Annotated in this window: 16 protein-coding genes; 2 read left to right on the forward strand and 14 right to left on the reverse strand. The window is 42.6% G+C overall.

Annotation, left to right across the window (positions count from 1 at the left end; translation table 11 throughout):
• Positions 1–15: 15 nt before the first annotated feature.
• A complete protein-coding gene (locus tag QMF28_RS07050) occupies positions 16–390 on the reverse strand; it encodes a hypothetical protein (protein ID WP_281741940.1) in 375 nt (124 codons plus the stop codon).
• Between the two features lie 141 nt (positions 391–531).
• On the opposite strand from QMF28_RS07050, the gene QMF28_RS07055 reads away from it, so the two are divergent.
• Complete coding sequence (locus QMF28_RS07055; protein ID WP_281741941.1) at positions 532–885, forward strand: hypothetical protein; 354 nt, start codon at positions 532–534, stop codon at positions 883–885.
• 26 nt (positions 886–911) lie between these two features.
• Here QMF28_RS07055 and QMF28_RS07060 read toward each other — a convergent pair whose 3' ends face one another.
• From QMF28_RS07060 to QMF28_RS07075, 4 genes are all read right to left on the reverse strand, one after another.
• Positions 912–1,313, reverse strand: coding sequence for a hypothetical protein (locus QMF28_RS07060; protein ID WP_281741942.1), 402 nt, complete (start codon positions 1,311–1,313; stop codon positions 912–914).
• Positions 1,314–1,391: 78 nt separating this feature from the next.
• Positions 1,392–2,000: a L(+)-tartrate dehydratase subunit beta gene (gene ttdB, locus QMF28_RS07065; protein ID WP_281741943.1), complete on the reverse strand. Its 609-nt coding sequence runs from the start codon at positions 1,998–2,000 to the stop codon at positions 1,392–1,394.
• The gene (gene ttdA, locus QMF28_RS07070; protein WP_281743660.1) at positions 1,997–2,896 is read right to left on the reverse strand and encodes a L(+)-tartrate dehydratase subunit alpha; all 900 of its coding nucleotides are present in this window, start codon (positions 2,894–2,896) and stop codon (positions 1,997–1,999) included. The genes ttdB and ttdA overlap by 4 nt, the downstream gene beginning before the upstream one ends.
• A gap of 52 nt (positions 2,897–2,948) precedes the next feature.
• A complete protein-coding gene (locus QMF28_RS07075) occupies positions 2,949–3,917 on the reverse strand; it encodes a Bug family tripartite tricarboxylate transporter substrate binding protein (protein ID WP_281741944.1) in 969 nt (322 codons plus the stop codon).
• Between the two features lie 126 nt (positions 3,918–4,043).
• Here QMF28_RS07075 and QMF28_RS07080 point away from each other — a divergent pair, with 126 nt between their 5' ends.
• Positions 4,044–4,958 (forward strand): LysR family transcriptional regulator, encoded by a 915-nt coding sequence (locus QMF28_RS07080; protein WP_281741945.1) that lies wholly within the window; start codon positions 4,044–4,046, stop codon positions 4,956–4,958.
• 395 nt (positions 4,959–5,353) lie between these two features.
• Here QMF28_RS07080 and QMF28_RS07085 read toward each other — a convergent pair whose 3' ends face one another.
• The 9 genes from QMF28_RS07085 to QMF28_RS07125 all read right to left on the reverse strand — a co-directional run bounded on the left by QMF28_RS07085 (position 5,354) and on the right by QMF28_RS07125 (position 13,236).
• Positions 5,354–6,478 (reverse strand): linear amide C-N hydrolase, encoded by a 1,125-nt coding sequence (locus QMF28_RS07085; protein ID WP_281741946.1) that lies wholly within the window; start codon positions 6,476–6,478, stop codon positions 5,354–5,356.
• Between the two features lie 134 nt (positions 6,479–6,612).
• Positions 6,613–8,655 carry an amidohydrolase gene (locus QMF28_RS07090; protein WP_281741947.1) on the reverse strand — a complete coding sequence of 681 codons (2,043 nt, stop codon included), beginning with the start codon at positions 8,653–8,655 and terminating at the stop codon, positions 6,613–6,615.
• Between the two features lie 148 nt (positions 8,656–8,803).
• Positions 8,804–10,129 carry a metal-dependent hydrolase family protein gene (locus tag QMF28_RS07095; RefSeq protein WP_281741948.1) on the reverse strand — a complete coding sequence of 442 codons (1,326 nt, stop codon included), beginning with the start codon at positions 10,127–10,129 and terminating at the stop codon, positions 8,804–8,806.
• Positions 10,130–10,421: 292 nt separating this feature from the next.
• Complete coding sequence (gene infA, locus QMF28_RS07100) at positions 10,422–10,682, reverse strand: translation initiation factor IF-1 (protein WP_215347009.1); 261 nt, start codon at positions 10,680–10,682, stop codon at positions 10,422–10,424.
• 85 nt (positions 10,683–10,767) lie between these two features.
• Positions 10,768–10,971 (reverse strand): cold-shock protein, encoded by a 204-nt coding sequence (locus tag QMF28_RS07105; RefSeq protein WP_281741951.1) that lies wholly within the window; start codon positions 10,969–10,971, stop codon positions 10,768–10,770.
• A gap of 352 nt (positions 10,972–11,323) precedes the next feature.
• The gene (locus QMF28_RS07110) at positions 11,324–11,833 is read right to left on the reverse strand and encodes a hypothetical protein (protein ID WP_281741953.1); all 510 of its coding nucleotides are present in this window, start codon (positions 11,831–11,833) and stop codon (positions 11,324–11,326) included.
• 236 nt (positions 11,834–12,069) lie between these two features.
• Positions 12,070–12,393, reverse strand: a complete 324-nt coding sequence (locus QMF28_RS07115) for a hypothetical protein (RefSeq protein ID WP_281741955.1) — start codon at positions 12,391–12,393, stop codon at positions 12,070–12,072.
• Positions 12,394–12,419: 26 nt separating this feature from the next.
• A complete protein-coding gene (locus QMF28_RS07120) occupies positions 12,420–12,749 on the reverse strand; it encodes an SMR family transporter (protein ID WP_281741957.1) in 330 nt (109 codons plus the stop codon).
• A gap of 82 nt (positions 12,750–12,831) precedes the next feature.
• A complete protein-coding gene (locus tag QMF28_RS07125; protein WP_281741958.1) occupies positions 12,832–13,236 on the reverse strand; it encodes a hypothetical protein in 405 nt (134 codons plus the stop codon).
• Positions 13,237–13,328 lie beyond the last annotated feature (92 nt).

Consider the following 13,328-nt stretch of genomic DNA (forward strand, 5'->3'; position numbering starts at 1 on the left):
TCGAAACGCGACACTTCACTCCAATACTTCAACCTTCAATACTCCATAGAACCAGCATTGGAATTTAGTATTTTTCCAGCCTAATTGCTCAAGACCTTCGCTCATAGAGTCAGAGTAGATTTTCTCAATTAACTCTTGCTCACCCAAACTGACATGACGGTATTCATAAAAGGTTGTGCATCCTTTAAATGCATGTCTCAAGGGCTCAAACTCTGCATTGACATCAACCCCCACTCGCGGGGAATAGTGCTCTGAAAATACAGGCTCATCTGCCAACACTAAATAACCAGTGCGCCATTTTTTAGTAATAGTCAGTAAGCTATCCAAACGAACCCAGCGTTCAATTTCAATAATTTGATTAGGGCTTTTGGGGGCTAGTTTGAACTGCATAAATTCAAGTAATTTAAAGGCAATATGCTCATTTAAACATCATTAAATCAGCATAGGGATTCTCATAATATCCATAATCATTTAATAGGCCCTTAATCATTAAAAACGCACTCATATAAAGTTGACTTAAGGTAACAATTCATGGCTTCTAGCACACTACACGCTATAGCCGTTGCAGAGCTTCGGCATACCTATCCCGTCTTTTACAGGGAATATTGCAATCTCGTTGATGGTATAACCAATCTCATTCGAGATCTAGCAGAGCAGCACGTTAATGATTTAGGGTTTACCTCATTTACCGAAACCTTTGATCACGCCAGTAACGAACCTGTTTTACAAATAGTCATTGGCGCAAACAAAAATGAACTTTATCTTCACGTCTATATTCATAAAGAACACTACTTTGTCATTGGTAAATCGGGTGGTGGAAAGCCGGCTAGAACAGCTGAACAAGCTCTAAAAATCATTGCCGAGAAGTTGAAGGAAGTTACTTAATTTATCGGGAAAACCGACAAACTCACTTACTTCATGTGGTCGCAGCAAATTTCCAACCAGCCTTTTAATCTCGCGAGTTCATAGGCGTAATGAAATCGCTTTTTAAACTCTGTTCTTTTTTGGCATTGCCTTCCAGCTTCAATGCACCTATCTAAAGTCCACGTTGCAGGCACAGCCGGCTTTCTTTTGAAGTCTTTGATGTGGGTGGTGCACTTGGTCAGCCACCCTCTTTTCATCGCTTTTGTATAGCTTACAGGGCTCTTCTTTTCCCACTCATCTCTAGTTGGAAAATGTGCAGCCTCTTCTATGCAACGCTCAAGAGTCCAATAACTTTCTTCAACTACAGATTGATTCAAACACCAGTTTCTCACTGGTGTTGTCGTTCTAAATTGCTTAAAAAGTGGTACTTGGGAAATTTGAGCTTGCATCAATGTCTCCTCATAATTCAATCGTCTCAGTTAATGACGCAGGAAATATTAAGGCCTGCGTCATTATTTTGAAGCTTATTACTTAATGAAGCGAATCTTCTCGTTAATTTTGCTGAGAATTGGGCCCTTCTTTGCATTAAAGACTTTTTTGTTTTCTTCAATTAGATTCTTACCCTTGGTATCAATCGAGATAATCAATGGGCCAAACTCTTTTACGCGATTTACCCAAAGAGTTTCAGGCATCCCTAAATCTTTCCACTGAGCATCTTCAATCTTCTCCACCTTAGTCGCCGCCAATACTGCGCAGCCACCTGGGAAGATCGCATGAACTGCTTTGTTTTCTACGCAACCTTCTTGCGTTTCAATACCCATACCGCCTTTACCAACAATGAGCTTCACACCAGTTTGTTTGATAAATTCTTTTTCAAACTTTTCCATGCGCATAGAAGTAGTTGGCCCGATCGAAACCATTTCATATTCGCCATCTTCTTTTTGACGAACAATTGGACCAGCATGAAAAATGGCGCCGCCCTTCAGATCAACAGGCAATTCACGGCCTAATTCAATTAAACGGCGGTGGGCAACATCACGACAAGTCACCAAGGTACCAGTGAGATAAACAACATCGCCAATATTTAAAGACTCTAGGTCTTCATCTCTGATCGGGGTTTGTAGAACTTTTCTCATACTTTGAATCCTTCGTGGGAAATAACTTCATATGACATATCAGCGTTGATCTTGATCTTGCCGCGACGATGCGCCCAGCAGCCGGTAGATACAGCCACACCGATGGTAGATGGATGACGAGCAGATGACTCAATATTGACGCCCATCACGCTATTAGCCCCTGTCAGACCTTGAGGGCCAAGACCTAACTCATTAAGGCCATCAGTTAGTAACTCTTCCATGAGAGCGGCGTTCTCGTTCGGATGGCTAGAAGTTACTGGACGCAGGATTGCCTTCTTAGATAAGCGAGCGGCAGTCTCCGCTGAGGTAGATACCCCAACGCCAACCAATAGAGGTGGACAGGCATTTACACCGCGAGATGTAATGACATCAAATACAAACTCTGCAACGCCTTCATACCCTTGTCCTGGCATCAATACCTTTGCCGCGCCTGGCAATGTACATCCGCCACCAGCCATGTAAACATCAACGATGCAATGATCAGCGCCAGGAATGATTTCCCAATCTAACCAAGGAATCTTGGAGCCTGTATTGGTGCCCGTATTTTTTTCTTCAAAGGTCTCAACTGCGTTATGACGCAATGGGCCTTCTTTAGTAGCGCCTTGTGTGGCATTCACCAAAATATCTTCCAGCTCCCCTAAGAGCGGGAAATTAGAACCTGCCTGTAAGAAATACTGAATCACTCCTGTATCTTGGCAACTTGGGCGATCTAACTTATCGGCTAGTTCTTGGTTCTCGCGCATAGACTCGAAAACCTCTTTAGCAAGGAAGTTCACTTCCTTGCTTCTTAATTCACCCAATTTGGTAGTAACGTCCGTTGGCAAACGCTTACCAATATAGGCTGTAAATTTTGATAGCACATTAGTGATATCAGCGACAGCTTGGTCTTTATTAATGGCTGCTGGCTGGCTCATTTTGGAATCCTTTTTCTAAATAAATCTTTGTTGGTTACTCAATTTGCAGCTTGGCTGCTTTGGCTAGGCCAGAAAATTTCACGGTCTCATCAGCAATTTGCTTTGCCATTTGAGCCTGGGTGTTTCCAACTGGTTCAGCGCCAATATCAAACATCTGCTTCTGAAACTCAGGCGACTTAATGATCTTGACGATTTCAGTATTGAGCTTTGCTGTAATGTCTTTTGGAGTGGCTGCTGGCGCAAGCAATCCAAACCAAGTACCAATATCCATATTGATACCGGACTCTTTCATAGTTGGCACGCCTGGCAATGTGGAAGAACGCTTAGCCGTTGTTACCGCTAATGGGCGTAGCTTCTTTTCTTTGATGAATGGCAATACTGGAGTAATCGTGTCAAAAGACATGGTGACTTGACCACCCAGAAGGTCTGTAGCCAAAGGGGCTGAGCCTTTATAGGGCACATGCAAAATTTCTGTGCCAGTTAACATTTGGAACTGCGTACCAATCATATGCTGGGCAGTACCATTACCATTAGAGCCATACGAAAGCGTATCTGGTTTAGCTTTTGCGGCTGCAACAACATCTTTCACTGTTTTGTATGGTGATGTTTCGCTAACCACCATGATGTTTGGCACTAAGGCTACAGTAGTAATGGGTGCAAAATCTTTTTCAAAGCTATAAGGCAGTGTTTTGTACACCGACGGCGCAATCGTGTGATGAACAGCGCCCATGAACAAGGTATAGCCATCTGGAGTAGACTTCGCAGCCAATCCAGCGCCAAGCGTTGCACCTGCTCCAGGCTTGTTATCCACAATGACTGATTGGCCTAACGCAGGCCCTAATTTTTGAGCAACTGCTCTAGCGAGCACATCGGTTGTTCCGCCCGGAGGAAACGGCACGATGATAGTGATTGTTTTGGTCGGATATGACTGGGCTATCGCTACACCCATGACGCTGCATAACGCCAAACTTGCCAGGCTATTTTTTGTTAATTTCTTTAACATCTTGTCCCCTCCACTCGTAAGATCCATCTGCCTCATGGCTATTGGAATGGGAGAACTATAGGATTGAGTGCCACTTAAAAATCATGTATAAAGTTAAATTACTGTTAACTTTTAATTAATAATCACATGGCTAAAGGCATCAATCCCGCTGATTTAGGCTTTTTTTCAGCACTAGCCTCCTCTGGAAGCCTGGGATCGGCCGCTCGTGAGCTGGGAATCACAACGGCAGCGGTTAGCAAGCGCCTCGCACAAATTGAAGAAAGGCTGGGCCTAAGCCTTGTTAATAGAACTACCCGCCGCATGAGCCTGACACCCGAAGGCGAGGTCTATCTAGAGCACGCCAGAAAAATTCTTGGTGAAATAGATGACATGGAGCATGTGCTTTGGGGTTCTACACAAACCCCCAAAGGATTGTTAAGGGTCAATGCAACCCTGGGCTTTGGAAGAACTCAAATTGCGCCGCTGATTTCAGATTTTGTTAAAAAATATCCTCAGGTTGATATTCAACTACAGCTATCAGTTAGTCCGCCCCCTATTGCAGACGACTTATATGACGTCTGCTTTCGATTTGGCCATCCACCAGACTCAAGAGCAATTGCAAAACTCATCGCACCCAATAAAAGAATATTGGTAGCATCACCAAACTATCTCAAGAAACATGGCGAACCTAAAACACCAAATGATTTGATTAAACATAATTGCATAGGCATTCGGCAAGGTGATGAGGCTTATGGCTTATGGCGCTTTGCTAAGAGCAAAACCAGAAATCAAAATGAGTCTACAGAAGATATCAAGATTCGAGGAAATCTGACCACAAATGACGGTGAGATTGCAGTGAACTGGGCTTTAGATGGCCAAGGTGTCTTGCTTCGAGCTGAATGGGATGTGGCTAGATACATCAAGAGTGGACGCTTGGTGCACATTCTAGAAAATTATCATACGCCTGATGCCGATATTTATGCGGTTTATTCTCAACGTCATAAAGCATCAGCTAGAGTCAGCGCACTCATTGAGTTTGTATCTGGGGCAATAAGGAAGTAGAAACTTGTCGGTTTTCCCGACAACTAAATATCCGAAAATGTGACACTTCAATGCTACTGTCTAGACCAATAAGACCTTTTTAAGCTCGTTGGTCGCGAGTTCGAATCTCGCTCGACACACCAGTTATGCAAAAGCCTCTGGAGAAATCTTGGAGCTTTTTCTTTTGGTTACTTGGAATGTATTGGTCACTGTGTGGACTCAATAGGTGATCTTTCTGTCGTTTATTGAGTGGGGATGGAAGATGCTGGAGGACCGTGGTTGACTATAAGCATCTCAAATGACTTGCAAGTGTCGTGTTTCGAGACACTTGGTTCATGTGGTTTGTCGGGAAAACCGACAAAATAAAACCACCCGAAGGTGGCATTATTTATTAAGACTTGAAGAAATGTATATTCTTACTGCATTAATCGATTTGTTAAATCCCCATCGGAATATGGCAGTCCATCGATCAACCAGGACATCTGCTTATTGCTAGCAAAGAGCTTATTTAGATCCATTTGAATGTAATTGGTTCGATTTAAATAGTTGGCAATCTTTAACTTATTATTAGTCAAATCTTTAATGGTTACCCACTGAGTATTGTCAGAAACCGTTGCCTTACCTTCTGTGGATATTGATGTTCCAAGGGGTACATCGACATTATTTAAAACGTGGCCAATTAATTGATTGGCCTCTTGACCCGTCTTCACTTGACCAGCCATCTGCAGTAAATAAGAGGCGCGAATAAAGCGCCCCGGAGTAGTGTAATCTCCCGGCATACCAATCATTCCAGCGCCCTCTGAGCCAAGCTCATTAATACTTTTTCCTTTAATAGTTAGCGGTTTAGGGGCGGTACCTGAAAGTGCTAAATAATTTCGAGCATTATTCAAATGCCAATCATAGGTAGGCGCATTGGTAAGAGTGTTGGCAATATTGTCGTAAATAACCATTTCACCTTTTACAAACTCAACAATAATGCTTTCGCCACTACGATCTGTAAATACAAAATGCAGCCATGGGGCTGTTGGGATACCGGATACCTCACTAGGATCAAACCATACTTTATATTTTGGCAATTCTTGCTTTAACTCTTTAACAGTTGAAAACATGCCCAAAGTAAAGGTTCCTAAATTGACAATAGATACATAATTTTTATCTTGCGGCGTTACTGACTGATATTGAGTAAAACCAGGAAGAAAATTTCCACTCATTCCCAAGCCAGCGCTATTTTGACCCTCTAAAAACGCATTTCCACCCTTCAGAATTGCTGGAGTGACGCCAATAAAAGCATGTTTACTGGACAGATTTTCTGCAGGAAGGCCCATTTTTGCAGGTGCACTCAAGAGAACCTGAGATCCTTTTGGCATGACCATTAGAGTCCATTTCATATCAAAAGCCCAATCCATATTTCTGCCTGCTACAACAGTGCCATCCTTGGCCATCGTATTCACTGCAGTACAAGCCAAACTGGCATGTATAAATGAAATCAGCGAGAGACTAACAATTGACTTTGTTAATAACGAAATGGATTGGGAAATCATAGGACCTCTGAAAAAAGTATGTATAAGAATCAGGATAACATTCTTAAAAAAACAAACCCCCATCATTGCTGATGAGGGATCGGATTTCTAGCGGCCTAATACAACTCAGGTAGCCATTAAATTGTCGTAATTGACTATTTCCAATCTGGGGAACGCGTCTCACTGGTTAAGGTTGGACGACCACCTAAAATTGTGGCCACCACACCAATATCTTTAATTTTCATTGGACGCACATCTTGAGGGTCTTCTTCAAGAACCACGAAGTCAGCCAGCTTTCCAGTTTCAATGCTTCCCAGCCGATCATTTAAGCCCAAGGCGTAGGCTGCATCAATCGTCACCATCTTCATTGCTTTATTAACATCTCTAACCCGCTCATATGGCGCATGGACTTTGCCGGAGAGATTGCCAACTCGATTGACTGCAATCCAAACCTCTAATAAGGGAGATGGGACTCCAACCGGAGTATCTGAATGCAAAGCTACGACAACATCCTGATCAATTAAGGAGGCCATGCGAGCCGCCAAGGAAGCTCGATCCGTTCCAATTTGGTTAGCATTAATATCGGCACGATCACTAACAAAATATGGATTGGTGCTTACTAATGCGCCAAGAGCCTTTACCTGACGACCTTGTGCTGTACTTGATATGCCAAAGTGCTCCAAAGTAAATCGATGATCAAAACGTGGGTGCTCTGCTTGCAAAATCTCTAAGGAATCTAGAGTAATTTGATTGCCACCACTTCCGTTAGAGTGCACATGAATCTGAAACCCTGTATTCCACCAGGGGCGCATTGCTTTAAGGAAGTCTTGTTTATTGTTAAACATAAAAAGGCCCTTGTATTGCTCGGGATTGATATATCCAGGCCACTCCAACTGCATACCAAGGCTGGTAAATGCATCGTCAGCAAAAAACTTCACGCCATTAAAAATAATTCGATCGTTTCCACTTTGCCTTAGAGCAACCGCTTGATCAATCGCTTTATTGCCATATAGACCCATGAATGTTATGCCATCGGCGACATGAACGATTCGCGCCTTCGAATCTGGCTGACCAAAGACTTGTTTTACTAGCTCATTTTCCAGTTCAAGATTCACGCCGCCATAAAACTGGTCACCTGTTGTGGTAATTCCAGCTTGCTGCATGAGAGCACTGATATAACGCAGACTGTATAAGCCTTGTTTTGGATTGAGAACTTCCGATAAGGGCTTCAGCATAATGAGTTTGGCTGCTTCCGCACCTAAAAATTGTCCATTAGAAGTGCCATCAGGATTTCGCCCTGCTCCTACAGTCTTTGCCAATTGCCCATTTGTCACTCCATATTTTTTAATAGCAGCGCTATTAGCAAAAATGAAGTGCTCAGATGCATCCCACAATATCAAGGGGTTGGTGGGTGAAATCTTATCCAATTCAATATTCGTTGGCTTCTTCTTGCCCATTGCAACCGAGTCATATCCCCAAGTGAGAATAGTCTGATCTGGAGTTTTAGCAGCTGCCACATATTCCTTGAGCTTGGCAACCATCTCCTCGGGTGTTTTTACCCCCGGGAAATCAGGGCCATAAGGATTACGAAGAGAGTAGTAGGTCAACGGAGGCAGACTAATAGCAACACCACCCATTACCGGGTGCCCGTGAGCTTCAATAAATCCTGGATAAATTACTTTATCTGCAAAGCTATTATTAATTTCGTAGGGGTTGTTATCTAACCATGGCTTTAAATCTTCTAACGTCCCAACCGAAAGAATGCGTCCATCACGAACTGCTACTGCAGTTGCAAATGGCCAACCAGGATCCATCGTGACGATTTTCTTTGCAGTAAATACGGTAATTTTTCCGTCAGCACTAGAGTTGGCTGGCATAGGTGAATAAGGAATCTTAGGTAATACTGCCGCCCTAAAGATAGGCTCGCTTTTATCTTTGCTCTTTTGCAGCTTCTTAATATCTGGAAACTGACCGCCATACGGCTTATCGATCAATTGGTTGTCTTGGTTGTATACAGTTAATGCCTCCCTAAAAAGAGGCGCCAATTCTGTTACGCAATAGGTTCCCCAAGTTTCAGGAGCTCCTGTTGGTGTTTGCTGATTTGGAGCACCAATTCGAGGACGATGACCATCGTGTGCGCAAGCATGAATGCTTATCATCGCAAACAACAAGCCACATATGTACTGATTAATCTTCATAGATTCCCCAAATCACCATATTAGAATTATAAGCAGCTCAAGAGTCGTCATTCTGATACCTCAATTAGGAATTTTGAATGATGAAGACGCCCTCTGGATAGGGGAAAAACCCGCCGAAGCGGGTTGATTAACAAGAATTCATCCAGTATCACAAAGTGTTTTTATAAATCTTGCCGTCTTTCATGATGATGCGGAAATTCTTGGCAGGGTCAGCAATGATGTCTAAATTCGTAGTTGGGTCGCCATCTACCAATAGTAAATCAGCGTAAGCACCTTCTTGAACCACGCCTAATTTTCCAGGATAGGGATTACGGATACCAGACAAGGCCATCAATTGTGCGTTGTCATGAGTAGCCATTTTTAACGCCCTAGCCGGTGACATCCATTTTTTTAACTTAGCCAATTGTTGATTTTGAGCAACGCCATAGGTTTGAAAGAAAAAGTCTGAGCCCCATGCCATCTTGACGTTGTATTTGATTGCCCATTTAAAGACATCGCTTTCGCCTTGAACAACCTGATGTTCTTTATGACGCTGAAGCGGTGAGTATGTATTATCGAACTCCTCAAATACTTGGGTACTAAGCCATACATCTTTATTTTTTAAATACTTTACTGTTGCTTCATCGAGCAGTTGCCCATGTTCAATAGACTTGACCCCAGCATCCACAGAGCGACGAACTGATTTTGTGTTGTATGCATGGGTTGAAACATAAGTACCAAGATCAGTAGCCGCCTCTACTGCAGCCTTAATTTCATCGGCCGTATATTCTTGCACTGTTACAGGATCACTTGGTGAAGCAACACCGCCTCCAGTTGCTAATTTAATTTGCGAGGCGCCATTGCGAATATTGAAACGAACTGCGGTTAGGACTTGATCACGGCCATCAGCTAAAGTGGAAATTCGGTATACCTCTCCTATGGAAAGTGGACCACCAAAACTTCTTGGCAGAGCCTCAGGTGCACTATAGTCTCCATGACCCGATGTTTGGGTAATCATGGTGCCGCTTGGGTAAATACGCGGACCCGGTGCTTTAGCAGCATCAAATTCACTTTTAAATTTAAACATTGGTCCACCCATATCTCTTACAGTGGTAAATCCAGACATGAGAGTAGCTTTTGAAGATTCATAAGCCTTTTGATCAAGCAATGCTGGTGTAGTGGCTGGATCAAAAAGCAGGCTTTGAGGCACACCGAGATACAAGTGAGCATGAGCATCTATAAGACCAGGCATTAAAGTACGACCATCACCAGCAATACGGGTGGCAACTATGCCCTGTGGAATTTCAATTGGCTTGCTGGATATAGTTTTAATGGTATTGCCAACAACCAGGACATTGGTTGGTGCGCTTAGCTTATCGGCGGTCCCATTAAACACGCGGACATTCTCATACAGCGTAGCAGCCTGTTGAGCGTGAACAAAAGAAACGCCAAAAAGCCCGCCAATTAATACAAATGCTTTAGCTATATTTTTCATAAAAATTTCCCCAAATATTTCGCAATATCATACAGGGAAAAGTCGCCCTATTTATGCGGTCACTAAGCCTCTACCCAACAGACATGCCAGCAATAAAATATGCACTGCAGCAATATGGTCCCTTTTCTTTTGGCTACATGGCATATGTCGATAACTTATGGTTGCAATAAGCGATCAAAGAAAAACCACCTGAAGGTGGTTTTAGTATTTCTTGACTGCCGGGGCGTTATCGACCCGCACCTGGGATTCTTTGCAAATATAAATTGAACTTACGGCTTTAATCTTTACGATATCAATATCGCCTCTTCGGCGCACTAGCAAAAGATTGCTTCTTCTCAAGGTGTCTAAATGTAATGCGGCCTTTGCTCAAGTCATAGGGTGAGACCTCTAAAGAAACCTTGTCTCCAGCCAATATACGGATGTGATTCTTTTTCATTCTTCCCGCTGTATAGGCAATAAGCTTATGGCCGTTATCTAATGTAATTCGATAACGAGAATCTGGCAGAATTTCGTCAACAAGACCTTCCATTTCAAGCAACTCTTCTTTTGCCATTTAACATCCTTAATAAAAATAAAAAGCCCAGCATGACTGGGCTTTGGACCAGGCAAATAATTTCTGCCTGGCATTTGCTCCTGATTTAAACAGGCTGAATATTGGATGCTAGCTTGCCTTTAGGGCCAGTAGTAATATCAAAAGTCACCTTTTGACCTTCAGCTAATGACTTGAAACCACTGCTGTTAATTGCTGAAAAATGGGCAAATAAATCTTCGCCGCCGAGTTCAGGAGTAATAAAGCCGAAGCCTTTAGCGTCGTTAAACCATCTCACAATTCCGTTTGCCATAATTGACTATTCCTTAAAAAATATAAAAAGGGGCAATGCCCCGAATGGGGCGAAACTCAAGAATGGCGGGGGAGATGCTAAAAAGAACTATCGCAGAACTGCGGTATTAATTACTAGTACAACAACACTATTAGCTTGAAAATCGCTGTTTGTATTTTACTCTACTTTAGCTACAAAAGCTTACTTATTATCAAATCGCCTTTGTAGGAGCCATTCGCAAGGGTAACTGCACTTTGGAAATCCGATGTACGCGAGTTCGAAAACGATGTTTCGACGAAGGCAAGCTCGCCCAACCTTCAAGTTATAAAAAAGTCACCTTCGGGTGGCTTTTTTCTTTTAACAATTAGACCTATCAATTACTTGGCCCAACCTGGATTGAATCCCGCTCCTTCCACTCGCGCCCCAGGTTTTCGAGATCGTCAAGAGACACTACATTTGATGGCATGTCAGGATTGTCATTATCTACGTAGTTTGATCCGCCCAAATGATTCTCCATCATGAATTCCCGCCTTCTTGCCATAACTGCTTCTGGGGTATTTGCAGCTGCAAGATCCTTTTTGAGGCCTGGCGCATTGGCCGGTCTTCTAATAAATATTTTGTAATTACCGTCACGCCCACGACATAAGAGTGACTCAGGAGATGAGGCTACAGCTCCGCTAGCCCAATGCGCTGTGAATGAAGGAGCCTCATAACAACCTTCTCCAGATTTTTGAAAAGATTGACCAATCTCAGAATCTAAGCTGATGCGAACTGGCGAAATACCTAAGTTCTGATTTTTACTGCTAATTAATGCCCCCGCAGGCCTTGAGTGAACCGAAACTGAGGTTGCACATGCACTCAATATCGATACAACAAAAACCATAAGAGTGAGAATTTTAATCATGACATTTTAAAATGAGCGTGGAATAGCCATACTATACATACGCTCATACAGCTACCTTTAGATGGGCTTTTTGGCAAGTATAAATGTATGGCCTCAATTAGCGACTATCGTCAATCTTGTGAACGCCGACTGGGTGGGGATGGTTTACGCTAGATGGCCGTGAGCTCAAGGATAAGCAAGGCCTAGTTATGTGATTTTTCGGTTTACCGCGTGATTCAATGCAAGAAGATAGAAACAATGAGGGTAACAGCTACTAAGTTATAGATATGGCCAAGCAATGACAACTTCACCCCAAAAATTTTGCCATCTTTAAGCTTTCTAAATACTTGGATTTGATTTATCAAAAATAACCAAATACCAACAAAGATTAGAAGCACAAAAACTAGCGCATTAAAAACGTCAATCATTGATGATATCGATTGAATTTGAGAAAGCTGCCACTCGGCAGCTACAAAAACTGCACCACAAATCCCCAAATTTCTGCAGATATCAAACACTTGTCTGATTTGATCATCTGAAAGCTCAAGAAATTTTTTCAAAATCTTCTCAAATTAGGCAAATAAAATTAATGCGCCACCGACTGGGAAAAGATATTAATTACCAATACCCCAGCAATGATTAATCCAATTCCAATCAAGGCCCCAGCATCTAGTTTTTGCCCTAACCAAATCCATCCTACGATACCCACAAGCGCAACACCTGCACCAGACCAAATCGCATAAGCTATAGAAATGGGGATTTGATTGAGCACCTTTGATAAACAATAAAATGCCCCAGCATATCCCACCACCACAAGTGCAGATGGCATTATTTTAGCAAAGCCTTCACTAAATTTGAGGGCAGTAGTTGCCATAACTTCTGCCGCTATGGCAATAGCGAGATAAAACCAAACCATTGGAGTCTCCCAAGTATGTTTCTCTAACTTTATAAACTATAAAACCACCCAGGGGTGGTTTTATTTGATTAACTGAAGCAACTTACTTAATCAGATCCAAAAACTGCACATTGTTGTTGATGTTTGTGAATGAGGAAGGATCATAGGTGTAATTTCCGTCAGCTGTAAACAAGAACATATAGGTTTTCATGGTGGTATCACCGCTAGAGCGATCCTTTGCCTTAACATCGCACACTACCATCCAGCCAAATTTTGGCTTCTCAAAAGCAATTGCCCTAGCCCATGCCTTACGTGGAGGAGAACATTCTTTTGTTGCCATTTCAGGATTATTTACAGCAGACTTGATATAAGTATTCACTTCTTTGTCTATTGCAGCCTGATTTGGTTGAGACGAAAACTTAGCTTGCGCAATTTCTTGTTGAGTCACTGGGGTAGCACAAGCAGCCAGGATAAGAGCTGCTAAAACACTTAATAATTTCGCTTTCATGAGAATTCCTTTTCTAAGTAAGACGGCTTGGCATTAATGTAGTTAATTTTAACTAACTCAATTATCACATTTCGCAGTTTTAAAGGCGACTT

The sequence above is a fragment of the Polynucleobacter yangtzensis genome, assembly GCF_027924165.1.
GTDB lineage: Bacteria > Pseudomonadota > Gammaproteobacteria > Burkholderiales > Burkholderiaceae > Polynucleobacter > Polynucleobacter yangtzensis.

Bases quoted from the DNA above. Each gene is read 5' to 3' on its own strand.
- QMF28_RS07105 (WP_281741951.1), bottom strand. From the start codon at position 10,971: ATGGCAAACGGAATTGTGAGATGGTTTAACGACGCTAAAGGCTTCGGC.
- QMF28_RS07090 (WP_281741947.1), bottom strand. From the start codon at position 8,655: ATGAAGATTAATCAGTACATATGTGGCTTGTTGTTTGCGATGATAAGC.
- ttdB (WP_281741943.1), bottom strand. From the start codon at position 2,000: ATGAGAAAAGTTCTACAAACCCCGATCAGAGATGAAGACCTAGAGTCT.
- QMF28_RS07110 (WP_281741953.1), bottom strand. From the start codon at position 11,833: ATGGTTTTTGTTGTATCGATATTGAGTGCATGTGCAACCTCAGTTTCG.
- QMF28_RS07055 (WP_281741941.1), top strand. From the start codon at position 532: ATGGCTTCTAGCACACTACACGCTATAGCCGTTGCAGAGCTTCGGCAT.
- QMF28_RS07060 (WP_281741942.1), bottom strand. From the start codon at position 1,313: ATGCAAGCTCAAATTTCCCAAGTACCACTTTTTAAGCAATTTAGAACG.
- QMF28_RS07125 (WP_281741958.1), bottom strand. From the start codon at position 13,236: ATGAAAGCGAAATTATTAAGTGTTTTAGCAGCTCTTATCCTGGCTGCT.
- QMF28_RS07075 (WP_281741944.1), bottom strand. From the start codon at position 3,917: ATGTTAAAGAAATTAACAAAAAATAGCCTGGCAAGTTTGGCGTTATGC.
- infA (WP_215347009.1), bottom strand. From the start codon at position 10,682: ATGGCAAAAGAAGAGTTGCTTGAAATGGAAGGTCTTGTTGACGAAATT.
- QMF28_RS07095 (WP_281741948.1), bottom strand. From the start codon at position 10,129: ATGAAAAATATAGCTAAAGCATTTGTATTAATTGGCGGGCTTTTTGGC.
- QMF28_RS07080 (WP_281741945.1), top strand. From the start codon at position 4,044: ATGGCTAAAGGCATCAATCCCGCTGATTTAGGCTTTTTTTCAGCACTA.
- QMF28_RS07050 (WP_281741940.1), bottom strand. From the start codon at position 390: ATGCAGTTCAAACTAGCCCCCAAAAGCCCTAATCAAATTATTGAAATT.
- QMF28_RS07085 (WP_281741946.1), bottom strand. From the start codon at position 6,478: ATGATTTCCCAATCCATTTCGTTATTAACAAAGTCAATTGTTAGTCTC.
- QMF28_RS07120 (WP_281741957.1), bottom strand. From the start codon at position 12,749: ATGGTTTGGTTTTATCTCGCTATTGCCATAGCGGCAGAAGTTATGGCA.